Source organism: Pseudomonas sp. GL_103 (assembly GCF_057835175.1).
This window is the reverse complement of the sequence record NZ_CM174420.1, coordinates 725,001-748,236: the sequence shown is the minus strand read 5'-3', so window position 1 is coordinate 748,236 and position 23,236 is coordinate 725,001. Positions and strand designations below refer to the sequence as shown.

Below are 23,236 nucleotides of genomic sequence, written 5' to 3'. Positions count from 1 at the left end.
GTGGATAAGTGATGCAAGGAGTATCCGGCCGCGATCCCTGAGGAAAAATCCCTGCCGGCCCAATTCACTTTTGCGCAGGAATCACGAATCAGCCCTTGAAATCTGCGCTGGCATAATCCACCAACTTGCCCTGGATAAAGTCCAGGAAGCATTGAATCCGCAGGGCCAGTTGCGAGTTGCGGTAGTACACCGCGTTGATCGGCTGGCGATAGCCGCTGTTGAACTCGGCCAGCAACACTTTCAAGCGTCCGGCACGAATGTCTTCGATGGTCATGAAATGCGACAGGCTGGCAATGCCCTGGCCGTCCAGTGCGAGATGGCGGATGGTCTCGCCGCTCGATGCGCTGATCGATGCCTGGATCGGCCAGCGATCGCCATGCACATAACGCAGCGGCCATTGGTTGAGGCCTTCGTTCTGGGTGAACCCCAGCAGCGTATGGTTGGCCAGGTCTGCCACGGCTTGCGGTGTGTCGTGCTTTTCCAGGTACGCCGGGCTGGCGACGATGTGCAGCGGGCTGCAACCCAGGGAGCGGGCATGCAGCGTCGAGTCGGTCAGGGTGCCGATGCGGATGGCGATGTCGGTGCTCTGTTCCAGCAGGTCGATGATCAAATCGTTGCTGTTGAGTTCGAGCTGGATGTCGGGGTAGAGCCTGCGGAATTCATCGATGTAGGGCACGATGGCGTGCAGCATGAACGGTGATGCCGCGTTGATCCGCAGCCGCCCGGACGGTGTTTGCTGGCGCGAGGACAGGCGCTCTTCGAGCTCGTCCATCTGATCGAGAATCCGCTTGGCGTGTTCGAAGAAGTATTTGCCCTCTTCGGTCAGGTCCATGCGCCGCGTGGTGCGATTGATCAACGTGGTGTCGAGCTTGGCCTCCAGCCGCGACAGCGTACGACTGACCGCCGAAGGCGTTTGCCCGACCTGCTCGGCCGCCGCGGAAATCGACCCGCATTCAATCACGCAGACGAAAACCTGCAATTCATCGGATCTGGCTTTCACGTGTGTCCTCGTTTGCGAATCGGCGCGGCACAAATCGCCAAGATCGCAGCCTGCGGCAGCTCCTACAGGGTTTTGTGTACATCCGTAGGAGCTGCCGCAGGCTGCGATCTTCCTGGCCGTTGCATCGGATAGTAGCCGAGCGTTAAGCCTTGAGGCCAAACACCTCAGCCAAATGCTGCTCATAGCGTGCCACATCACTTTCGATGTTCGGACGCTTCATCACGTCCACACAGAGGAACGTTGGCAATCCGGTCATCCCCAGGAACTCGTTGGCCTTGTGGAACGGGAAGTACACCGCGTCCACACCCTTGGCCTCGAAGAAGTCGGTCGGGTCGTCGAAGGCTTGCTGCGGGGCGTTCCAGGTCAGCGACAGCATGTACTGCTTGCCGTGAATCAGGCCACCGCTGCCGTACTTCTGCGACGCGTCCGAACGGGTGCGACCGTCGCTGGCATAGAGGCTGCCATGGCCTTCGGTGAAGACTTCATCGATGTACTTTTTCACGGTCCACGGCGCGCCCATCCACCAGCCGGGCATCTGGTAGATGATCACGTCGGCCCAGAGGAACTTGGCCACTTCTTCGGCGACGTCGTAACCCTCGTCGATGAAAGTGGTTTTCACATCCATGCCACCGCGATCCAGCACACTCAACGCGGCTTCATGCAGGGTGGCGTTGTAGCGGCCGTCGGAGTGCGCAAATTTTTTACCGCCATTGAGCAACAGGACTTTTTTCATGGGAGATCTCGGGAAGGGTCGGGAATCGGATGGCGGCAGAGTACCGATCGACCTCGCGCGGAGTAAGCGTCGATTTGGCAAAATTCATTTGACCTACAAGCACGAATCAACAGGCGATTGTTGTCTTAGACTGGCGCCAGTTCTGACTTGAGGTGAGATGTAGATGAGTGAAATCCAGGGCTTCATCCTGCACGCCAAGACCCGCCCGGAAAAATCCGACGCGTTCGAAGCGTTTTTCAGCGGCTACGTGCAAGCGAGCCGGGCCGAACCCGGTTGCATCGAATACCACATGTTGCGCGACCAACAGGACCCGACCCTGTTCATCTTCTACGAGATCTGGCAATCCCGGGCACACCTCGACGTGCACTCGAACCTGCCGCACATGAAGCAGTTCCTCGCGCAGCGCGATGAATACCTGGAACGGGACTTCGAGATCCGCGCCATCGAAATGATCAGCCCGTCGTCCGCTAACCGCTGATCAGCAAATGGCCGCCGAGCACACCCAGGCCAACGAAGAACACGCGCTTGAACCACAGGGCGCTGATCCGCTGGCGCAGCGATTGCCCCAGCCACATGCCGAGCATCGCCGGGATCAGCGCCAGCAGCGATGCGCTCAACTCGCCCCCGCCGAGCGCGCCACGCCATAGCAAGCCACCGGCCAGGGCCAGGGTCGAGATGGTGAACGACAGGCCCAGCGCCTGCACCAGTTCGTCCTTGCTCAAGCCCAGCGCTTGCAGATAAGGCACCGCCGGAATCACGAACACGCCGGTGGCCGAAGTGATGACGCCGGTCAGCACACCACACAGCGGACCGAGCCAGCGTTCGCTACGCCGCCCCACGCGCACAGTCGGCAGGAACAAACCGCTCAGCGCATACAGCAACAATGCCGCGCCCAACCCTCGCACCACCCAATGGCCACCGCTCATGCCGAGCCACAGCGTGCCTGCCCCGGTGCCGATGAAAATCGCCAGCAACATCGGCCACAACCGTTTGACCAGCCCCGACAGATGCCCGCCGAATGCCAGTTGCCAGACGTTGGTCAGGGTCGCCGGAATGATCAGCAACGCCGCAGCCTGCGTCGGCGCCATAGCCAGACCGAGCAGGCCCATGGCAACGGTCGGCAGGCCGAGGCCGATCACGCCCTTGATCATGCCGGCCAGCACAAAGGTGCCGATAACCAACAGTGAAAGGGCCAAACCGAGATGCTGATAAAACGCAGAGAGTGTATTCATGGGGCCATGTTGAGCCCGCGGGGGGTTGATTGAAAATCTGCCATATACTGAGGCTGCCTCTTGCTTTGGCAGAGACTGAGTATTTCGCTGAAGCGACTGGCCTCTTCGCGGGCAAGCCCGCTCCCACAGGGGACCGAGTTCTCGCAGAAGAAATGCGATTCACTGTGGGAGCGGGCTTGCTCGCGAAGGCGCCCTTCCAGACAACACACAACTCGGGATTGCTGCAATGCACTTCGACCTGACCGACCTGCGCCTGTACCTGAACATCCTCGACACTGGCAACATCACCGCCGGCGCCGCACGCAGCCACTTGTCCCTCGCGGCGGCCAGCGCGCGAATTCGCGCCATGGAGGCGTCGCTGGGCGTCGAGTTTCTTCAGCGCAATCGTCGCGGGGTCAGCCCGACGCCGGCCGGCAATGCCCTGGCCCGACACGCCCGGGTTCTGCTGCAACAGGCCGAACGCCTGCAACAGGAACTGGCCGAATACGCCCAGGGCGTCAAAGGTCAGGTACGGCTGCTGTGCAATACCACGGCGATCACCGAGTACCTGCCAGAGTTGCTCGCGGATTTCCTGCACAGCCACCCCAACCTCGACATCGACCTGCAGGAACTGCCCAGCACCCGCATCACCCATGCCTTGCGCCAGGGGGCGGCGGACCTCGGCATCGTGTCCGACGCGGTGGACACCGATGACCTGCAGACCCGAGCGTTCCGCGATGATCCGCTGGTGCTGATCATGCCCCGGGAACATCCCTTGGCACAGGCGACCTCAGTGAGCTTCACCGACACACTGCATCACGACTACATCGGCCTGAATGCCAACAGCGCCTTGGCGGTGTACCTGGAAGAGCAGGCACTGCACGCTGGCCTGCGCATGCAGATTCGCATCCGCGCCGATGGCTTCGATGGCGTGATGCGCATGGTCGCCCGAGGGGCGGGGCTGGCAATCGTACCGCTGGCCGCAGTCGAACGCAGGTCAGGTGGACTGCCCTTCAAAAGCCTCGCCCTGCAAGAACCCTGGGGCCAACGCAAACTGTTGCTCTGTGCCCGGGACTTCGCCGCATTACCCGGCTATGCCAAGGCTCTGCTGCACGCCTTGACTCTCCCCTGAGGGGCAGACTTTATCCTTGAGGTTTGATCCTCAAGGACAGCGATGATGGGCAAACGAATACTGGTGATCCTCGGTCATCCGTCCGGCAACAGCTTCTGCGCCGCCCTTGCCGAGCGTTACACACAGTCGGCAATGCGCGCCGGGCATGAGGTGCGGCAGTTATTTCTGGGCAGCATGGATTTTGACCCGGTACTGCGCGAAGGCTATCAACAGGTCCAGCCGCTGGAAGCCGACTTGCGTAACGCCCAGGCCGATATCCTGTGGGCCGAACAACTGACGCTGGTTTATCCGATCTGGTGGGGTGGCGTACCGGCTTTGCTCAAGGGCTTTTTCGACCGGGTGTTCTTGCCGGGTTTTGCCTTCAAGTATCGCCAGGGCAAAGCCTTCCCCGACAAACTCCTGCGCGGCCGAACCGCCCACCTGCTGGTGACCATGGACACACCGCCCTGGTACTACCGATGGATCTACCGCATGCCCGGTTTGCACCAGGTCCGCAAAACCACGCTGGAGTTCTGTGGTATCAAGCCAACCCGAACCCTCACCTTCGGGCCAATTCTCGGCGCCAGCGCAGACCGGCATGCGGCCTGGTTACGCCAAGCCGAAGCTATCGCCAGCACTTGAGTCAGTCGATAATGCACCGAGCTTTATCCTCGGAGAAAAGGACCTTCCCATGTACATCGGCCAAGCCGCGCAACGTTCCGGCACCACTGTCAAATGCATCCGTCACTACGAGTCGATTGGCCTGCTGCCTGCCGCTCGCCGCCAGGGCAAGTACCGCATCTATGACCAGCACAGCGTTGATCTGCTGATGTTCATCAAATGTGCCCAGCAGCTGGGTTTCAGGCTCAAGGAATTGCAGTCGGTCTTCGCCGGACATCAGGGCCCGCAGCTGCCATGGGAACGGGCACACCAGATCCTCGCCAGCAAAAAACAGGAAATCGCCGAGCGGATAGTGGCGCTGTCGCAACAACACTCGCAATTGGTCGAATTCGAGAACAGCCTCGAACAATCCAGGCAAGACTGCCCACTGACCCGTATTTGAGGGCCGTGCGTTTCTGGACAGCTCAGTGTCGAGCACAGACAACTGATGGTTGGGCAGGCGCTATAGGGTGCGACTTCAGTTCTTGAGCCCACTGCCCGGAGTCATCATGACCGCACCGATTACCGTACTTCGCGATACCCACCCGCTGCCCGTGCTCGACGCCTGCAAATGGGAAAAACTCGAAGGCGACCCGCACACCGTCAACCTCAATGCCTACACCAGTGAAGACGGCAGCAAGATCATGGGCACCTGGATCTGCACACCGGGCAAGTGGTACGTGGAATACGTGAAGTGGGAGTACTGCCATTTCCAGGAAGGCTACTGCGTCATCACCCCGGAAGGCATGGCGCCGATCCACCTGCGCGCCGGCGACATTTTCGTCGTTGAGCCGGGGATGAAAGGCACATGGGAAGTGGTGGAAACCGTGCGCAAATATTTCGTGTTTGCCTGATAAAGCAAAAGATCGCAGCCTTCGGCAGCTCCTACGGGGTGTATACATTCCCCTGTAGGAGCTGCCGAAGGCTGCGATCTTTTCTTTCTGCCAAATAAAAAACCGGGAACCCGCCCGACGCGGACTCCCGGAAACATCCCTTATTGCGGCTTGCGATAGCCGTTGATGATCGCCGAGAAGTCCTGCCCGCCCTCCCCACGCAAACTCATCGCCTGATACAACTGCTGGGCCACCGCGCCGAGTACCACCGGCTGGTGTGCCTGACGCGCCGCTTCAGTGGCCAGCCCCAGATCCTTGAGCATCAGTTCGGCACCGAAACCACCGGTGTAACCGCGCGACGCCGGCGCCGTTTCAACGATGCCCGGCCATGGGTTGTACATTTCCGAACTCCAGCAACGTCCGGTGGAACTGTTGATGATGCCCGCCAGCACCTTGGTGTCGATGCCCAGGGCATCGCCCAGCGCCATGGCTTCGCTGACGCCGACCATGGAAATCCCCAGCAGCAGGTTGTTGCAGATTTTAGCGATTTGCCCGGTGCCGACCTCACCACAATGGACGATGTTGCGGCCCATTTGCGCCAGTACCGGTTGCAGGGTGGCGAACAGTTCGGGGGTGGCGCCGACCATGAAGGTCAGCGTCCCGGCGGCTGCACCACCGGTGCCGCCAGAGACCGGCGCATCGGCCATGGCCACGCCCTGTTTGGCAGCGGCGGCGGCTACGTCCCGCGCGGTCTGCGGATCGATGGTGCTGCAATCCACGGCCGGAACACCCTTGCCGATACCGGCGAGCACGCCGTCTTCACCCAGCCACACACTGCGTACATGCACCGCGGCAGGCAGCATGGTGATCACCAGTTCGGCGCCCTCTGCCGCTTCACGGGCCGATGCACTAATACTGCCGCCCAGTTGTTCCAGCTCCGCCAGCACGGCTTTGTTCAGGTCCACCAGGCGCAGTGCATGGCCGGCCTTGATCAGGTTGCGCGCCATCGGCGCGCCCATGTTGCCCAGACCGATAAAAGCGATTTTCATGTCCGGCTCCTTAACGCAGGTTGATCGTGGTGTTCACACCGTCGTTGACGCTGTCGTCATCGAACCAGCGACTGGTGACGGTCTTGGTCTGAGTGTAGAACTGCACCACTTGCTTGCCATACGGGCCGAGGTCGCCGAGCTTGGAGCCGCGCGAACCGGTGAAGCTGAAGAACGGGACCGGCACCGGAATCGGGATGTTGATACCGACCTGGCCGACGTCGATTTCGTTCTGGAATTTACGCGCCGCCGCGCCGCTCTGGGTGAACAGGCCCGTGCCGTTGCCGAACGGGTTGGCGTTGACCAGGGCGATGGCCTCGTCGAGCGTATTGACTTCCAGCACCACCAGCACCGGGCCGAAGATTTCCTGGGTGTAGATCTGCATGTCGGTGGTCACGCCGGAGAACAGGGTCGGGCCGACAAAGTTGCCCTTCTCGTAACCGGGAACCGAGATCTCGCGACCGTCCAGCTCCAGTTTCGCGCCTTCCTTGATGCCGCTCTCGATCAGGTCGAGAATCCGTGCCTTGGCCTTTTTCGAGATCACCGGGCCGACGTCGGTGCCCGGCTCGCTGCCGGCATTGACCTTGAGCTTCTGCGCCAGCGCCTTCAGATCCGGCAGCCATTGCTTGGCCGCGCCCACCAGCACCACCACCGAGGTGGCCATGCAGCGTTGACCGGCGGCACCGAAACCGGCGCCCACCAGCGCATTCAGCGCTTGCTCGCGATTGGCGTCCGGCAGCACCACGGCGTGGTTCTTCGCGCCCATCATCGATTGCACGCGCTTGCCGTGTTTACCGGCCAGGTCGTAAACGTGCGTGCCGACCGCAGTCGAACCGACGAACGACACAGCCCTGATGTCCTTGTGGGTGCAGAGCCCGTCCACCACGTCCTTGCCGCCATGCACGACGTTGAGCACGCCGGCCGGAATGCCCGCCTCGATCGCCAGTTCCACCAGGAGCATGGTCGACATCGGGTCCTGTTCGGACGGCTTGAGCACGAAGGTGTTGCCGCAGGCGATGGCCATCGGGAACATCCACAGCGGAATCATCGCCGGGAAGTTGAACGGGGTAATGCCGGCGCACACGCCGATTGGCTGGCGCAGGGTGTAAGTGTCGACGCCACCGGCGACGTTCTCAGCGAACTCGCCCATTTGCAGGCTGCCGATGGAGCAGGCGTGCTCGACCACTTCCAGCCCACGGAAAATGTCGCCTTCGGCGTCGGCGATGGTCTTGCCCTGCTCAGCACTGAGGACCGCGGCGATGCGCTTGGAGTGTTCGCGAATCAGCGCCTGGAGCTTGAGCATGATGCGCATGCGGGCGCCGATCGGGGTCAGCTTCCAGGTCTGGAAAGCACGATGAGCGGCACTGATGGCAGCATCGACTTCTTCGGCGGTGGCAAACGGCACTTTGGCCAGCACTTGCTGGGTCGCCGGGTTGATGATGTCGTGCCATTCGGTGGTCTTGGATTCGACCCACTGACCGTCGATCAACAGTTTGACCTTTTGCACGGTGGTTTCGTTGGGCGTGAGCGATACGTTCATGTGGGTCTCCGGATGCTTGTTTTTATCTTGGGAGCCAAGGCGAGATAGTCGCCCTGAGATGAGCTATGTGTCGCGAATTGGTTGTCGGACTGTTTTTGGAGTATAGATGTGCAAACTTCTAATATGAACGCACATAAAAACCGGTCCAACATGCAAAAAAACATCACCTCCCTCGGCTCGCTGAACTGGGATGACCTCAAGTTTTTCCTTGAAGTCGCCCGCACCCGCAAGGCCAGCACCGCGGCCAAGCGCCTGGCGGTGGACTACACCACGGTGTCGCGACGCATCAGTTCCCTGGAAACCGCGTTGGGTACTTTGCTGTTCGAAAAATCCCGGACCAACGGCTTTGTCCTGACCGCCGAAGGCCAGCGGTTGATGGGGTATGCCGAGTCGATCGAAAGTACCTTGCACATGGCCTGCGAGCAGGTTTCCGGGTCCGGCGTGGCGCTGTCCGGTCATGTGCGCATGGGCTGCACCGAAGGCTTCGGCAGCTTTTTCATCACGCCACAGCTGAGCCACTTCGTCGACACCTACCCGGCCATCTCGGTGGATATCCTGCCGCTGCCGCACTTCATCAGCCTGTCCAAGCGCGAGGCCGACATCGTCATCGCCCTGGAGCGCCCGGAGCATGGCCCGTACGTCTGCTGCAAACTGTGCGACTACCGGTTGCAGCTGTACGCGACCCAGGACTATCTGGACAACCACCCACCGATCCGCCGCCCGGCAGACTTGGCCAAACATTCGTTTATCAGTTACGTCGATGATCTGGCGTTCAGTTCGGAGCTGCTGTACCTGGCCAACGTATTGCCCGGCGCCAGCGCCAACCTGCGCAGCACCAGCGTGATCGCGCAGTTCGTGGCCGCGCAGCAAGGACGCTCGCTGGCGATCCTGCCGTGCTTCCTCGCCACTCAGGACCCGCGCCTGCTGCCGGTGCTACCACAGGAAATCAATATCACCCGGCAGTTCTGGATGTACTGCCGCGAAGACCTGCGCAAGCTCAAGCGGATCACCCTGTTGTGGGATTACATCCGCCAGGTCACCGAGCAGAATCAGGGCCTGCTGATGGGAGAAAGCCGGGAGATGCTGTTTGCCGATTAGTCGGAGCTGACCACGATGGCGACCCGGCGATTTTCTGTGCGGCCACTGGACGTGCTGTTGCTGGCCACCGGCACGCTGCTGCCCAGGCCACGCAGCTGGATGTTTTCCTGTTTCATGCCGACGGTGTTGAGCACCTTGGCAACGCTTTTTGCCCGGCGCATGGACAGTTGTTCGTTGTAAGCCTCTTTGCCCGATGCATCGGTGTGGCCATCGACCCGTACCCGCTCGATACCCACCCCCAACAGCGCCTTGCCGATGCGCTCGACGATGTCGGTGCTCTGCTTGTTCAGACTGTCGTCGTCACTGCCAAACAGGACCTTGCCGGACAACCCGAAGGCCCAGCCATCGTCGGTCAGCTCGAACCCCTGCTGTTTCAGCACGGCGATTTGCGCCGGGGTCAGGCCTTTGGGGGTGGTCTGGCAACCGGTCAGGCTCAGCAAGGCCACGAGCAGGGTCAGGGTGAAAAAACGCAGGGAACGCGGGTTGAAAGTGAACACGGAAATCAGCTCCTGTTTTGAACATCGGCGGCAGGGTGCTCCGACCCTGCCGTGTACTGTGCGCCTCGGGACAGGCGCTTGGCCTGGTACATCGCGCCATCGGCGGCGTTGAGCAGGGCACCCGGCGTTGCGCCATGATCCGGGTACACCGCGACCCCGATACTGAGTGAGGTCAGTACCTGGGTACTGCCCGGCAATGGAATCGGCATGTCCATGCTGGCCAGAATCTTGTCGGCAATCCGTTCGGCGTCTTCGGTCTTGTGCAGTGGCGTCAGCAGCACGGCAAATTCATCGCCACCCAAGCGCGCCACCAGGTCACCTTCCCGCAGTTGCGCCCGAACCCGATTGGCCACGGCCACCAACACCGCATCACCCGCCGCATGGCCGAAACTGTCGTTGATCTCCTTGAAGCGATCGCTGTCGAGAAACAGCACCGCCACTCGCTCGCCGAGCTTGTTGGCGTTGCGCAACGCGCGCATCAGGCGACCTTCGAAAAACGCCCGATTGGGTAATCCGGTGAGGCTGTCGTGGCTGGCCTGGTGAGCCAGGGATTCGTTTTCGCTTTGCAGGTGCGACTGCCAGGCTTCGAGTTCATCGAGCAGGGCATTGAAGTCGTTGCCGAAATTATCGAGTTCGGCAATATCGGCGGGCGGCACGCGCTTGTCGAAGGCGCGTTCACTGCGCGCGGCGTGGGCGACGGCGGCCAGGTTGCGCAGGGGCTTGATGATCCCGCGAAGTTGTCGACGCGCCAAAAAGAGCGCAACCCAGGCACTGATGGCCGTGCACAGCACGATACCCACCAGACCGCTGAGCAAAAAGCGCATCAGGCTGGCGCCATGACCGGTGAGCCTGATGCTGCCGACTTCCCGCCCTTGATGGAGGATCGGCATGCTCATGGGTTCTTCCAGAAACGCTTTGGCGATGTGCAATTCGATATCGGACACCCAACCGGTTTCCGGTCGTTGCCAGCGGGCCAGCAACTGGCCCTGCCGGTCGAACACCTGGGCGTCGGCCACTTCTTCGGTGGAGGCAATCAACGCCAGCGCTTCGGTGGCGGCAGGTTTGTCGTTGAAAACCACCGCGGCTTCCACGGTGTAGCTGATCGAGCGTGCGATCAGGTGCAGGTTGTGGTCGGCGTACACGCGCAAGGCCAGCACGCCGAGCAACGTCAGTGAAACACTGGCCATGGCGACGCCCACCAGCGCAACGAGCAAATTGCCGCGACCGATGACCGAATGCAAAGTCGGGCGACTGCCCGGTGTCAGTATTTTCATGGCGCCGCCGGCTTGCGACGGGACAGTTGCAACACACTCGGATGAATGCGTACGCCGCTACGGGCAACAGAGTCCAGATTGACCTCGAACGACACCTGCTCGTCGCTGACCCGCAAGCAAAACAGGCTGCCGACGGTGCATTGCTCATCGCTCTCACTAATGCTCAACACCGGATGCCCGATCAACGCGGCAAACAATCGGCTGCGTTCTTCGCCGGTCAGCTTGCCGATGTAAACCGCATCGCAGTCACCGGCAATCGAAGGGTTGTCGGCCAACAAGCGTTGCACCGTGACAGGTCGACCTGTCGCCTGGGTTGTGCCCTTGACCAGGTCGTCGGTGTATTCGGTAGGGCCGACCAGGCACAAGCGCAGCAGCAAAGGCTCGACGGGCCAGCGCGCATAGCTGAGGATTCCGAGGACCACCTGGGTAACCGCTTTGGCGCGCTGGTCCGCCATGCCCACCGGGGCTTGCGATTGAGCGAAAACGACGCTGGCCAGCAGACAGAGAAGGATGGCCAGCAGCGCTTTTCTACAGCCAACGACGCGCTCTGTCGTCCTGACAGCCACCTTCATGCAGGGATACTCTTTGACCGTAGCGAAATGATGCCGCAACGATAGCACAGCAACGAAATGCCAGCGAGGCCACGTACTACGCAGCCTCGGACATTTTCCTACAACCGTTACTGACCTTTCAGCCTGCCGGCTCGCTGCCGTCCTTGAGCTCCAGCATCAGCCCGCTCAAGCGTTTGACCCGGCGTTTCACCGCCTCTTCAAACACCCCCGTACGCGACTCGATCAAGGTGAACCAGTCCTTGGCCCGGGTAATTCCGGTGTAGATCAGTTCCTTGGTGAGTACCGGATTCAAGGCATCGGGAAGAATCAACGCGGTATGTGCGAACTCCGAGCCCTGGGATTTATGCACGGTCATGGCGTACACGGTTTCGACATCATTCAGACGGCTGGGCAGGACAAACCGCACACCACCCTGGCCATCATTGCGTGGGAACGCCACACGCAGAACCTGCCTGCCAGTCCCGTGGCCTTCCTGTTCCGGGAGCTTGAGGGCAATGCCGATATCGCCGTTCATCAAACCCAACCCGTAATCGTTGCGGGTCATCAGGACAGGGCGACCTTCGTACCACTGCTGGTCGCTGTCGATCAGCCGCGCCCTGAGCAATGCCCCCGTCACCCGCTGGTTCAAGCCCTCTACACCCCACGGCCCCTTGCGCACGGCACATAACAACTGGAACGCGTCGAAGGCCTGCAGCACTTGTCGAGCCCAATCAATCCAGCACGAGTCTTCCAGCGGCCTGTCCAGCGGCGGCCGCTGATTGCGCAGCACGCTCAGGTAATGTCGATAACCCTGCGGGCCCTCACCATGGCCGTCGAGAAGCAAGCGTTCCAGAGCCCGATCCTGCTCCCCCTTGAGGGCCAGGCAATACACATCGTCATGGCTTCGCGCAGACAACAACTTGCGGGCTTCTTCGGGTTGCTGCTGGTTGACCCAGCGAGCCAGTTGACCAATGCCGCTGCCTTCACCGAATCGCCGGGAATGGCGCAACATCACGACCTGTTGAGCCAATGGATGAGTGCCCTGCGCGTCTTCCTGCAAGCCGCTGGCCTGCAGGTTTTCGCCACTGACGGTTTCCAGCCACTGGCGTGTCTGCGGGCTGTACCAGCCAGCCTCCGCGTCGCGACACAGGTCCCCCAACACCGCACCGGCTTCTACCGAAGCCAATTGATCCTTGTCCCCCAACAGCACGAGACGCGCATGGGCCGGCAAGGCGTCGAGCAGGTTGGCCATCATTTCCAGGTCGATCATCGAGGCCTCGTCCACCACCAACACATCCAGCGGCAGGCGATTGCCCGCGTGATGGCGGAAATGACGAGTCCCGGGCCTGCTGCCGAGCAGACGGTGAACGGTGGTGACGTCGGAGGGGATCTTGTCTCTTATGTCTTGGGTGACCTTCAAGGTCCGGACTTGCTGGCTGATGGATTCTGTCAGACGCGCCGCGGCCTTGCCGGTCGGTGCGGCGAGGCGAATGCGCAGGGGCATGCCGGCCTCGACCGCTGGCGCCTGGAGCAACGCCAGCAAGCGCACGACGGTGGTGGTCTTGCCGGTTCCCGGCCCCCCCGTGACGATGCTGAAGGCGCTGCGGGTCGCAAGCGCGCAGGCCAGCTTCTGCCAGTCGATCACGTCACCAGGCCGGGCAGGACCAAACAAACCGGTGAGGCGCTGGAGCAAGTCATTCGGCGTGGATTCGTGTTCCGTCAGACGCTCACGCAGCGAGAGGTCGATCCGCCGCTCGTACGCCCAATAGCGGCGCAGGTACAAGCGTTTGCCCGATAACACCAAAGGCCGGTCGCGCACGTTGTCACGACTGTCAGCGGCCAGCGCGACCAGGTTGCTGGCGGCCAGCACCTTGCACCAATGAGCACCGTCCAGCGATCCCAGCAATTGCGAGGGCAACAGCATCGCGCCGCCTTGCACGTCACCTTCAGGTGGTAACGACAGGGCGAAGTCCGGTTCTTTCAGCGTCTCGAACAGGTCGAGGCAGACATGCCCGTGGCCCAACTGGTGGCTGGTCAGCGCGGCTGCCAGCAACACCAGTGGATCATCTTCCGGTGCCAGTTCGTGCAGAAACGCCACAAAGGCTTTGTCCAGCGCGCGCAACCAGCCACGCTCGACCCAACGCGTGAGCAACAACAGCAAGTCGTCGGCACGACTCAGCGGCGCCAGATCGGCCAGGCTTTCGGCTGCCAGCGATGTGGGCAACAAATCGGCGAATGTGCGACTCATAACAGTACTCCCTGTTCCCAGGCGGGCTCGGCCTTGGGTTCTGGCTTGCCCTGGAACAACATGTCCAGACGCTCGATCAGCTCTCTTGGCGGCCGGGCGAAAAACACACCCTGGCTGGCCGCACGGGTGCCGCGCAAAAACAGGTACAACGCACCGCCGACATGCCGGTCGTAGTCGTAATCGGCGAGCCGTGCCTTGAGCTGGCGGTGCAGGGCCAACAGGTACAACACGTATTGCAGGTCATAACGGTTGTCGAGAATCGACTGTTCCATGGCCTGCGCGGTATAGGCCGCATCATCGACGCCGAGCCAGTTGGATTTGTAGTCGGCAACGTAGTAGCGGCCGTCATGTTCGAACGTCAGGTCGATGAAGCCCTTGAACATGCCGTTGAGCAAGACAGGTTCCGCGGCCACCCGGGCCACGCCGTTATGGGTGTATTGGCACACCAGGGCATCGAGCTTGAGCACATCGACCTTATGGCTGGCGAACCAGAACTCCATCTCGACCTGATACTGCGTCAACTGGCCGAATATCACCGGTGCCTGACCGCCGCCCAGTTGCAGCGGCGACTTGAGCAAATGCTGCAGCCAGTCGCTCAAGGTGCTGATCCAGCCCTCCCAGCCTCGACGGTTGCAGCGACGGGCAATGGCGTCGATCACCTCTTGCGGTGCCGCATCAAAACCCTCGCCCCCCGCCCATTCGAGCAAGCCATGGAGGAAGGTGCCGGGGTTGGGGCCACGCGGGAAGCGATGGATATCGCCGCCGCCAGCCACCACTTCCCTTGGGGCCTGTGGATCGAGGCGTTCGTCATCGAACAGTTTTTGCGCCTGCGGGCTTTCCGGCGCCTCGTCGGTGCCGACACTCAGGGTGTCGCCAATGCGCAACGCGCTGTAGGAAGCGATCCACCAGTTTTCACTGGCCTTGCGTTTCGGAACCAGCGGAACCAGCAGCGCCGCGTCGTTTTGCGGTGGCCGGTAATGCTCTGCAGTTGCTTCAGGCATCTCGGCATAGGCCAGTGCCGGGCAGTCCTGCTGCAAGTCCCGCAACCAAAGCTGCAACGCCGGGGAATCGGCCAAAGGCGCACCGCCGCCCAGCAGATAACCCAATGCCGACAGATGCAGCACCGAGCCATTGTTGTTGCCGCGCTTGAGGTCGGCCACCCCCAGCCAGCAGGCGTGTTGCGCCCGGGTCAGGGCGACATAGAGCAAGCGCAGATCCTCGGCCAGACGCTCATCGTCAGCCAGGGCAATCAACTCTGTCGTCGGCTTCAACGTGACCTGGGCATTGCCGGATTCATCGTGGTAGTGCAACGGCAGGCGGCTGCCATCCACCGGTTTCGCCGAGCAAATGAACGGCAGGAACACCAAGGGGTATTCAAGGCCTTTGGACTTGTGAATGGTCACGACCTTGACCAATTGCTCATCACTTTCCAGACGCAGGATCTGCTCTTCGCCAGCCTGCCCGGACAACGCCAGATGCTCGGACAAATGCCGGATCAGGGCTTGCTCGCCATCGAGTTCGGCGGCGGCTTGCTGCAGTAGTTCGAAAAGGTGCAGAAGGTTGGTCAAGACGCGCTCGCCGTCACTGCGGGCGATCAGCGCCTGGGGCAAACGGAAGTCGTGCAGCAGCCGTCGCAGCATCGGCAGTACGCCCTGCTTGCGCCAGACTTCGCGATAGCCACGGAACTGCATGACCCGGGATTCCCAGGCCAATTCGTCCTGATTCAGCCGCTCCAGTTCCGTCAACGACAGGTTCAACGTGATGCTGGCCAACGCGGCCCGCAGCGGTCGCTCGACATCCGGCTCTGCGCAGGCCTTGAGCCAGGTCAGCACGTCATGCGCCTCCTGGGCGGCGAACACCGAGTCCTTATCCGACAGATAAACACTGCGCACGCCACGGGCGGCCAATTGCCCACGAACCGCCTGCGCCTCCTTGCCGTCACGGACCAGGATGGCGATGTCCGCCGGCAGCAGGCCCCTGAAGGCTTTGCCGTCCTGGGAGAACCCCGCTTGCCCCTGCTGCCCGCCATTGAGCAATGCCGTGATTTCACTGGCGCAGGCCGCCGCCAGTTGTTGCCGGTACACCGCACCGGACAACGGTTGTTCGGCCGGCAAGTGCCAGATGTTCAACGCCGGGATTGCCTGGTCATTGATGCGCAAGACTTCTTTGCGGCCCTGGGAGGCAACCGGCGTGAACGGAACCGGGTTGTCGCCATTCTTCTGCCGAAAGAGGAAAGCACCGCGCCCTGACACCCGGGCTTCGGCGCGCTCGAACACATGGTTCACCGCGTTGACCATGCCGTGGCTTGAGCGGAAGTTGGTGCCCAGGGTGTGCAGGCGGCCGGTGGTGGCCTGGCGGGCGCGCAGGTAGGTATGGATGTCGGCACCGCGAAAAGCGTAGATCGCCTGTTTCGGGTCGCCGATCAGGAACAGACCGCACTCGGGGCTGTTCTCTTCAATGCGGTAGATGCTCTCGAAGATCCGGTATTGCACCGGGTCGGTGTCCTGGAACTCATCGATCAGGGCGACCGGAAACTGTTCACGAATCAGGGTTGCCAGTCGCTCACCGCCATCGGACTGCAAGGCCGCATCAAGGCGCAGCAACATGTCGTCGAAACCCATTTCCGCGCGGCGGCGTTTCTCTTCCTCGAATCGCGCACCGACCCAGCGGGCCGCATGTTGCAGTACGGCCGCGTCAGGTGTCGGCAGCCCATCGAGACAGGCCTTGAGGCCGGCCATCGCATCGAGTCCCGGATGTCGAGGTGCTTCGCCTTTCCAGGCTTCAGCCATGCCATCCGGGGTCAGGCGAGTGAAACCGGTGCCGATATCCAGTTGCTCAAGGGATTCGTCCTCGGCCCAGGCTTTGATCTTTTCAAACCAGGGCTCGAAATAGCGTGCCTGCATCTTGCGACCGTCGACGGACTTGGTGGCAACGCCCTGGTGACAGATGACAAGCAACTCGTCCGCCCAATGCAGCCAGGGCTTCTTGAGTTCGATCAGGGCCGCCCGTCGTTCTTGCAGGCATTGCGAAATCACTTCGGCGGGCTCTTTCCCTTCATGCGCATCCCGCTCGCTGGCGAACAGCGCACGAATCCGCGGCAGCAGCGCCGCCGGCCCGCCCCAATTGCTGCGCACCCAATTCAAGGCGTCACCTTGCATCGGGTAACAGAACAGCCGCCAGTAATCGCGCAGGACTTCCCCCAGCAAATCGCTGTGGTCGGTTTCCAGGGTCTGGGTAAACAGGCTGCCGCTGTCGAATGCGTGCTCGCGCAACATGCGCTGGCACCAACTGTGGATGGTCGACACCGCCGCCTCGTCCATCCACTGGGCGGCGATATCCAGGCGGTTTGCGCAGCCGGGCCATTGCTCGGGCAAGTACTGATCACGCAACTCGGCAATCAGGCTGTCGGGGGCCGGTGTTTCATCGCGAAAATATCGTGCGGCCTCGGCGAGCCGCGTGCGGATGCGTTCGCGCAGCTCTTTGGTCGCGGCGTCGGTGAAGGTCACGACGAGGATTTGCGGCGGCAACAGCTCACGCCCGAAGCCACTGCCCTCTCCGCCATTGCCAAGCACCAGACGCAGGTACAACGCGGAAATGGTGAACGTCTTGCCGGTCCCGGCGCTGGCTTCGATCAGTTGACTGCCACGCAGCGGGAATGCCAGGGCCAGAGGTGTCTTCGTGCTCATCAGCGCGACTCCTCGCTGGACAGTGAACGCCAGGGCGCTTCAAGAAGCGGGCGATAGAGCGCGTCACACCACTGGGGGAATGTCTCGTCGGCGACCAAGGCATCGTAATCGGCGAATTGGCGAGCCAGTGCCGGGCTTTCGCGGCGCTCTCCGTCCGTCGTCTGCCCATCACCTTCATAGGCCTTGCGCGCAGCGGCCTCGGCTTTGACCGGATCGGTTTGCCCCAGCCACGCGAAGGCTGTCTTGACCGCGATCGGCAGAGGCTGGCGCATCCCCGACTGCCAGGCCATCAACAGGTCACCGAGAACTTTCCGCGCCGTGGACTGGTCCAGCGGACCGAGCAACAGGCTGTCGTCGCTGGCCACCAATGCGGTGGTCAGCGGCATGCCACTGGCACAAGCCATCAGATGATTGACCCACGGGCGTGTCAGTCGATGCCATTTGCGCGACTTGATCGAGCCGATACTGTTGGGGATCGTTGTGATAGACAACAAACCACCATCAGCACGCTGATGCAGGCCGCTGAGCCAGCCCTCGATGTGCAGGCCCTGCAGTTCAAGACTGACGGGCAACGCGCTGCTGAGGGGTGTTGGCCACAATGCCAGGAGCCGTTGGTGGCGTTGCAGCAAGTCAGGTAATGGCTCGATCAACTCGCGTTGCAGGCACTCACCGAATCCGGCCATGGGCAGCAGCCCGCTGTTCTGCAAACGTTTCGCCTGATCTTCCAGTGCCTGCCCGGAATTACCCGGATCTGCCAGCGCCGCTTCGAGCAAACGGTCGCTGAGGCTGTAACGCTGCAACGCATCCAGGACAAAAGGCTCTTCATCGGCCAACGGCACTTCCGCCGCCTCGAAGAAGACCTTCAGTCGCTGGCTGAAAAAATGCCGTACCGGATTGCGCAGGAAATCCTGCACCTGACCGAGACTCAGTGGTTCGTCCTGAACGTGAGGCGCGAGCACTTCGGCGCTTGCCTGTTGCTCTATCGCCTGATGAAGCACCTGCCATTCGCTGGCGTAGCTGAACGACTCATCCCCGTCGTGAAAGTAGCGAGCACTGAAGGGTTGCAACGGGTGTTCCCGGGTCATGGCTTCCAGCAGATCCTCGTCGCTATGCAGCAATCGCCAACCGCTGGCCAGGTGATCACGCAACTGACCGATCAGTACCGACGCAGGTCGCTCGCTGTTATCGCGGATGCTGCGACCCACCCAACTGATGTAAAGCTGGTCCCGGGCCGACAACAAGGCTTCCAGTAGCAGGTAGCGGTCATCTTCGCGCCGAGAGCGGTCACCTGGACGGTAATCACTGCCCATCAGATCGAAGTCCAGCGGCGGTTGCGCGCGCGGATAATCGCCGTCATTCATGCCCAGCAGGCATACCAGTTTGAACGGGATGGCGCGCATGGGCATCAGGGTGCAGAAGTTGACCGCACCGGCCAGAAAACGCTGGGACAAACGGCCCTGATCCAGACCTGCAAGCCAGGCTTCTCGGACGACGGTCAGCGGCAATTCGTCCTGCAACCCAACGGATTCGCAGGTCTCGAGCCAGGTCTCGCGCAGTTCTTCGAGCTGGGCCAGCAAGTAGTCATCGTGTTCGTTACCGGCAAGGAAGAACAACTGCACCAAAGCCTGCAAGCGCAAGCCCCATTGCCCCGGCGATGCAGGCTGAGAGAGTTCGTGGTGAGCCACTTCCAGCGCGTCCAGCAACGCAACCAGCGGACCGATGAGCGCAGCGTCCAGGCCACCGATCTCGTCGTAGGGTTCGATACCCTCATAAGCATCGGCGCTGCCAACGGCATAACCGAGCAACATCCGTCGCAAGCCGAAACGCCAGCTGTTTTGCTCAAGTTCATCAGGCAACCCGAGCCCGGCACGTTGCTCGGCATTCATGCCCCAGCGAATGCCGGCTCCTTCGATCCAGCGGTGCAGCGTTGGCAGATCACGCTCCTCGACGCCAAAACGAGCGCGCAGTGCGGGGACGTCCAGCAGATCGAGAATCTCACTGACGGGGAATCGGCTGTCAGGCAGCTTTAGCAGGTGCTCCACAGCAATCAGCAAAGGATCGCGACCACGCTGGCCCTGGTCAGCCAACGTAAACGGAATGAAGCGAGAATCCTGGCGGTCAAGCTGACCAAACACGGCACGAATATGCGGTGCGTAGCTGTCGATGTCCGGGACCATCACGATGATGTCCCGGGGCCGCAGTGTCGGGTCGGCGCTGAAGCGCGCGAGCAGTTGATCGTGGAGGATCTCGACTTCTCGCTGGGCGCTATGGGCGATGTGAAAACGGATCGACTCGTCCTTCTGCAGATCGATAGCCGGCCAACGCTCCCGAGTCTCATTGAGGGGGCGCAGTTCGAGGATGTCGTCCTGCAACTGGTTGAGCACGTTCAGCGGCTGACCATCACTGAACAGGTCGATGCGCCCGTCGCGGAATGCCGAACGATAGCTGTTGGGATCGTCATAACTGTCGAGCAGGTTGATGTAGTCCCGCCCCTGCTTGCCCCATGCCGCCAGCAGCGGGTGAGCATGCTGATGCAGGGTTTGCGGATCGATCACTACCGGCATGCCGCTCTTGCGGGCCTGACGCTTGTATTGATGCCGCAACAGGTCTTTATCGGCGACGATGTCCGCCCAATGGTGACGACACGGGTTGTGTACGCACAGCAGGACCTGGCTGAATCGTGCCAGTCCCGCCAGTGCTTCCAGGGCTTGAGCAGGCAGGGAGGAAATCCCGAAAACGATCACTCGCGAGGGTAATCCCTTGGGGGCGGCTTCGAGATGGTTAATACGCTCGACAAATCGCTGATGGACACCGGCACGGCTTTGCGCCATGCCTTCTGCTCCCACATCCAGCAAGAGTGCGCGCCATAACTCTGCCTGCCAGCAATTGGCCGGGGTCAGGGGTTTGGCTTCGCCCCTGGCGTTTCTTGTTTGATGACGACCTTCCGCCCAGTCTTCGAGCCAGTCAGCTCGGTACACCTGGTATTGGTCGAACAGATCCGCCAGACGCTCAGCCAGTTGATAGCGTTTGCGCAGGTCGGTGTCATGGGTCAGGAAACGCTGCAGTGGCTCGAAGTGCGGTTGGTTGATCAACTGCGGCAGCAGGCGCATCAGACGCCAGGTCAGCGGGGCTTTATCGAGCAGGGACTTGACCGGAATTTCGTCGCGGCCAAGGACCATGCGATAGAGCTGCCACATGAAGCTGCCGGGCAACTGCACGTCGATGGCGGCAGCGATGCCACAGCCACCCATGTCGTCGTCTTCAGAATCTTCCGCCAGTGCCAGCTTCAGCCATTGGGCAATGCCATTGCTTTGCACCAACGCGATTTCATTCTCCAGGGGAGCCAGCGGGTAGCGCCGCATCCAGCTGACCACCAGGCTGCGCAACTCGTCCAGGCGGTTGCCGTGAACCACCATAAAACCAGCACTGAGGGACGTCGCGTCCGGCATAAAGGCTTCCTTGGAAAATACAAACGCCAGGGGCGAACCTTAGCATTGTCGGGAGACGGTGACAGCGTGAACCTGCTCGCTGTTGCTGTACGAACTTTCCCGCGGCCAAAAACAAAACCCCAACTGCTTTCGCAATTGGGGTTTCGGAATTTAATCTTGACGATGACCTACTCTCACATGGGGAAACCCCACACTACCATCGGCGATGCATCGTTTCACTGCTGAGTTCGGGATGGGATCAGGTGGTTCCAACGCTCTATGGTCGTCAAGAAATTCGGGTACTGAGTCGTGGCCGGCTGGCCTCGCTTCAGCAAATTGGGTATGCGATAGTTTGGTGTTTTGTGAGTATCTCGAACTTTCGGTTCGTTTCGTCTTCACACACCGCAATCTGGCTTTTAAGCGCAAATTGCTTGGGTGTTATATGGTCAAGCCTCACGGGCAATTAGTATTGGTTAGCTCAACGCCTCACAGCGCTTACACACCCAACCTATCAACGTCGTAGTCTTCGACGGCCCTTCAGGGGACTCAAGGTCCCAGTGAGATCTCATCTTGAGGCAAGTTTCCCGCTTAGATGCTTTCAGCGGTTATCTTTTCCGAACATAGCTACCCGGCAATGCCACTGGCGTGACAACCGGAACACCAGAGGTTCGTCCACTCCGGTCCTCTCGTACTAGGAGCAGCCCCTCTCAAATCTCAAACGTCCACGGCAGATAGGGACCGAACTGTCTCACGACGTTCTAAACCCAGCTCGCGTACCACTTTAAATGGCGAACAGCCATACCCTTGGGACCGGCTTCAGCCCCAGGATGTGATGAGCCGACATCGAGGTGCCAAACACCGCCGTCGATATGAACTCTTGGGCGGTATCAGCCTGTTATCCCCGGAGTACCTTTTATCCGTTGAGCGATGGCCCTTCCATACAGAACCACCGGATCACTAAGACCTACTTTCGTACCTGCTCGACGTGTCTGTCTCGCAGTCAAGCGCGCTTTTGCCTTTATACTCTACGACCGATTTCCGACCGGTCTGAGCGCACCTTCGTACTCCTCCGTTACTCTTTAGGAGGAGACCGCCCCAGTCAAACTACCCACCATACACTGTCCTCGATCCGGATAACGGACCTGAGTTAGAACCTCAAAGTTGCCAGGGTGGTATTTCAAGGTTGGCTCCACGCGAACTGGCGTCCACGCTTCAAAGCCTCCCACCTATCCTACACAAGCAAATTCAAAGTCCAGTGCAAAGCTATAGTAAAGGTTCACGGGGTCTTTCCGTCTAGCCGCGGATACACTGCATCTTCACAGCGATTTCAATTTCACTGAGTCTCGGGTGGAGACAGCGCCGCCATCGTTACGCCATTCGTGCAGGTCGGAACTTACCCGACAAGGAATTTCGCTACCTTAGGACCGTTATAGTTACGGCCGCCGTTTACCGGGGCTTCGATCAAGAGCTTCGCGTTAGCTAACCCCATCAATTAACCTTCCGGCACCGGGCAGGCGTCACACCCTATACGTCCACTTTCGTGTTTGCAGAGTGCTGTGTTTTTAATAAACAGTCGCAGCGGCCTGGTATCTTCGACCGGCGTGGGCTTACGGAGCAAGTCCTTCACCCTCACCGGCGCACCTTCTCCCGAAGTTACGGTGCCATTTTGCCTAGTTCCTTCACCCGAGTTCTCTCAAGCGCCTTGGTATTCTCTACCCAACCACCTGTGTCGGTTTGGGGTACGGTTCCTGGTTACCTGAAGCTTAGAAGCTTTTCTTGGAAGCATGGCATCAACCACTTCGTGTTCTAAAAGAACACTCGTCATCAGCTCTCGGCCTTAGAATCCCGGATTTACCTAAGATTCCAGCCTACCACCTTAAACTTGGACAACCAACGCCAAGCTGGCCTAGCCTTCTCCGTCCCTCCATCGCAATAACCAGAAGTACAGGAATATTAACCTGTTTTCCATCGACTACGCTTTTCAGCCTCGCCTTAGGGACCGACTAACCCTGCGTCGATTAACGTTGCGCAGGAAACCTTGGTCTTTCGGCGTGGGTGTTTTTCACACCCATTGTCGTTACTCATGTCAGCATTCGCACTTCTGATACCTCCAGCAAGCTTCTCAACTCACCTTCACAGGCTTACAGAACGCTCCTCTACCGCATCACCCGAAGGTGATACCCGTAGCTTCGGTGTATGGTTTGAGCCCCGTTACATCTTCCGCGCAGGCCGACTCGACTAGTGAGCTATTACGCTTTCTTTAAAGGGTGGCTGCTTCTAAGCCAACCTCCTAGCTGTCTAAGCCTTCCCACATCGTTTC

General features: G+C 60.5%; 17 protein-coding genes and 2 rRNA genes (1 of these 19 running past the window's edge). 6 read left to right on the top strand and 13 right to left on the bottom strand.

Annotated features, from left to right (window positions below):
- Positions 1-88 precede the first annotated feature (88 nt).
- Complete coding sequence (locus AC3IP0_RS03335) at positions 89-1,000, bottom strand: LysR family transcriptional regulator (RefSeq protein WP_489318256.1); 912 nt, start codon at positions 998-1,000, stop codon at positions 89-91.
- 142 nt (positions 1,001-1,142) lie between these two features.
- Positions 1,143-1,733, bottom strand: coding sequence for an NADPH:quinone oxidoreductase MdaB (gene mdaB / locus AC3IP0_RS03330; protein ID WP_489326648.1), 591 nt, complete (start codon positions 1,731-1,733; stop codon positions 1,143-1,145).
- A gap of 163 nt (positions 1,734-1,896) precedes the next feature.
- Between mdaB and AC3IP0_RS03325 the strand changes: the two genes are divergently transcribed.
- Complete coding sequence (locus AC3IP0_RS03325) at positions 1,897-2,211, top strand: putative quinol monooxygenase (RefSeq protein ID WP_223465714.1); 315 nt, start codon at positions 1,897-1,899, stop codon at positions 2,209-2,211.
- Here AC3IP0_RS03325 and AC3IP0_RS03320 read toward each other — a convergent pair.
- Positions 2,201-2,965 carry a sulfite exporter TauE/SafE family protein gene (locus AC3IP0_RS03320; protein ID WP_489318254.1) on the bottom strand — a complete coding sequence of 255 codons (765 nt, stop codon included), beginning with the start codon at positions 2,963-2,965 and terminating at the stop codon, positions 2,201-2,203. The two genes, AC3IP0_RS03325 and AC3IP0_RS03320, sit on opposite strands and share 11 nt — an antisense overlap.
- A gap of 226 nt (positions 2,966-3,191) precedes the next feature.
- Here AC3IP0_RS03320 and AC3IP0_RS03315 point away from each other — a divergent pair, with 226 nt between their 5' ends.
- The 4 genes from AC3IP0_RS03315 to AC3IP0_RS03300 all read left to right on the top strand — a co-directional run bounded on the left by AC3IP0_RS03315 (position 3,192) and on the right by AC3IP0_RS03300 (position 5,569).
- Positions 3,192-4,076: a LysR family transcriptional regulator gene (locus AC3IP0_RS03315; RefSeq protein ID WP_223448211.1), complete on the top strand. Its 885-nt coding sequence runs from the start codon at positions 3,192-3,194 to the stop codon at positions 4,074-4,076.
- A 42-nt stretch (positions 4,077-4,118) separates the two neighbouring features.
- Entirely contained in the window at positions 4,119-4,697 is a 579-nt protein-coding gene (locus AC3IP0_RS03310) for an NAD(P)H-dependent oxidoreductase (RefSeq protein WP_489318253.1), read from the top strand.
- 49 nt (positions 4,698-4,746) lie between these two features.
- On the top strand, positions 4,747-5,118 hold the full coding sequence (locus AC3IP0_RS03305; RefSeq protein ID WP_489318252.1) for a MerR family transcriptional regulator: 372 nt from the start codon (positions 4,747-4,749) through the stop codon (positions 5,116-5,118).
- Between the two features lie 106 nt (positions 5,119-5,224).
- Complete coding sequence (locus tag AC3IP0_RS03300) at positions 5,225-5,569, top strand: cupin domain-containing protein (RefSeq protein ID WP_028624747.1); 345 nt, start codon at positions 5,225-5,227, stop codon at positions 5,567-5,569.
- 140 nt (positions 5,570-5,709) lie between these two features.
- On the opposite strand, the gene mmsB is transcribed toward AC3IP0_RS03300, so the two are convergent.
- Positions 5,710-6,597, bottom strand: a complete 888-nt coding sequence (mmsB, locus tag AC3IP0_RS03295) for a 3-hydroxyisobutyrate dehydrogenase (protein ID WP_057716518.1) — start codon at positions 6,595-6,597, stop codon at positions 5,710-5,712.
- A gap of 10 nt (positions 6,598-6,607) precedes the next feature.
- Positions 6,608-8,134, bottom strand: a complete 1,527-nt coding sequence (locus tag AC3IP0_RS03290) for a CoA-acylating methylmalonate-semialdehyde dehydrogenase (RefSeq protein WP_489326647.1) — start codon at positions 8,132-8,134, stop codon at positions 6,608-6,610.
- Between the two features lie 150 nt (positions 8,135-8,284).
- Between AC3IP0_RS03290 and AC3IP0_RS03285 the strand changes: the two genes are divergently transcribed.
- Positions 8,285-9,232 (top strand): LysR family transcriptional regulator, encoded by a 948-nt coding sequence (locus AC3IP0_RS03285; protein WP_007994583.1) that lies wholly within the window; start codon positions 8,285-8,287, stop codon positions 9,230-9,232.
- Here AC3IP0_RS03285 and yfiB read toward each other — a convergent pair.
- The 8 genes from yfiB to AC3IP0_RS03245 all read right to left on the bottom strand — a co-directional run.
- Positions 9,229-9,729, bottom strand: coding sequence for an outer membrane lipoprotein YfiB (yfiB, locus tag AC3IP0_RS03280; protein ID WP_489318237.1), 501 nt, complete (start codon positions 9,727-9,729; stop codon positions 9,229-9,231). The two genes, AC3IP0_RS03285 and yfiB, sit on opposite strands and share 4 nt — an antisense overlap.
- A gap of 5 nt (positions 9,730-9,734) precedes the next feature.
- Positions 9,735-11,003 carry a diguanylate cyclase DgcN/YfiN gene (dgcN, locus tag AC3IP0_RS03275; RefSeq protein ID WP_489326646.1) on the bottom strand — a complete coding sequence of 423 codons (1,269 nt, stop codon included), beginning with the start codon at positions 11,001-11,003 and terminating at the stop codon, positions 9,735-9,737.
- Entirely contained in the window at positions 11,000-11,575 is a 576-nt protein-coding gene (gene yfiR / locus AC3IP0_RS03270; protein WP_489326644.1) for a regulatory sequestration protein YfiR, read from the bottom strand. The genes dgcN and yfiR overlap by 4 nt, the downstream gene beginning before the upstream one ends.
- Before the next feature lie 118 nt (positions 11,576-11,693).
- The gene (gene recD, locus AC3IP0_RS03265) at positions 11,694-13,802 is read right to left on the bottom strand and encodes an exodeoxyribonuclease V subunit alpha (protein ID WP_489318234.1); all 2,109 of its coding nucleotides are present in this window, start codon (positions 13,800-13,802) and stop codon (positions 11,694-11,696) included.
- Positions 13,799-17,488 (bottom strand): exodeoxyribonuclease V subunit beta, encoded by a 3,690-nt coding sequence (gene recB, locus AC3IP0_RS03260; RefSeq protein WP_489326642.1) that lies wholly within the window; start codon positions 17,486-17,488, stop codon positions 13,799-13,801. Before recB ends, recD begins: the two co-directional genes overlap by 4 nt.
- Positions 17,488-20,937, bottom strand: a complete 3,450-nt coding sequence (gene recC / locus AC3IP0_RS03255) for an exodeoxyribonuclease V subunit gamma (RefSeq protein ID WP_489326641.1) — start codon at positions 20,935-20,937, stop codon at positions 17,488-17,490. The genes recB and recC overlap by 1 nt, the downstream gene beginning before the upstream one ends.
- A 154-nt stretch (positions 20,938-21,091) precedes the next feature.
- A 5S ribosomal RNA gene (gene rrf, locus AC3IP0_RS03250) occupies positions 21,092-21,207 on the bottom strand.
- Positions 21,208-21,358: 151 nt separating this feature from the next.
- Positions 21,359-23,236 (bottom strand): 23S ribosomal RNA (locus AC3IP0_RS03245); it runs 1,016 nt beyond the window's last position.

Coding starts and splice junctions, on each gene's coding strand:
- dgcN (WP_489326646.1), bottom strand. CDS start 11,003: ATGAAAATACTGACACCGGGCAGTCGCCCGACTTTGCATTCGGTCATC.
- AC3IP0_RS03325 (WP_223465714.1), top strand. CDS start 1,897: ATGAGTGAAATCCAGGGCTTCATCCTGCACGCCAAGACCCGCCCGGAA.
- AC3IP0_RS03300 (WP_028624747.1), top strand. CDS start 5,225: ATGACCGCACCGATTACCGTACTTCGCGATACCCACCCGCTGCCCGTG.
- AC3IP0_RS03315 (WP_223448211.1), top strand. CDS start 3,192: ATGCACTTCGACCTGACCGACCTGCGCCTGTACCTGAACATCCTCGAC.
- mdaB (WP_489326648.1), bottom strand. CDS start 1,733: ATGAAAAAAGTCCTGTTGCTCAATGGCGGTAAAAAATTTGCGCACTCC.
- recD (WP_489318234.1), bottom strand. CDS start 13,802: ATGAGTCGCACATTCGCCGATTTGTTGCCCACATCGCTGGCAGCCGAA.
- AC3IP0_RS03290 (WP_489326647.1), bottom strand. CDS start 8,134: ATGAACGTATCGCTCACGCCCAACGAAACCACCGTGCAAAAGGTCAAA.
- AC3IP0_RS03310 (WP_489318253.1), top strand. CDS start 4,119: ATGATGGGCAAACGAATACTGGTGATCCTCGGTCATCCGTCCGGCAAC.
- AC3IP0_RS03285 (WP_007994583.1), top strand. CDS start 8,285: ATGCAAAAAAACATCACCTCCCTCGGCTCGCTGAACTGGGATGACCTC.
- AC3IP0_RS03305 (WP_489318252.1), top strand. CDS start 4,747: ATGTACATCGGCCAAGCCGCGCAACGTTCCGGCACCACTGTCAAATGC.
- recC (WP_489326641.1), bottom strand. CDS start 20,937: ATGCCGGACGCGACGTCCCTCAGTGCTGGTTTTATGGTGGTTCACGGC.
- mmsB (WP_057716518.1), bottom strand. CDS start 6,597: ATGAAAATCGCTTTTATCGGTCTGGGCAACATGGGCGCGCCGATGGCG.
- recB (WP_489326642.1), bottom strand. CDS start 17,488: ATGAGCACGAAGACACCTCTGGCCCTGGCATTCCCGCTGCGTGGCAGT.
- AC3IP0_RS03320 (WP_489318254.1), bottom strand. CDS start 2,965: ATGAATACACTCTCTGCGTTTTATCAGCATCTCGGTTTGGCCCTTTCA.
- yfiR (WP_489326644.1), bottom strand. CDS start 11,575: ATGAAGGTGGCTGTCAGGACGACAGAGCGCGTCGTTGGCTGTAGAAAA.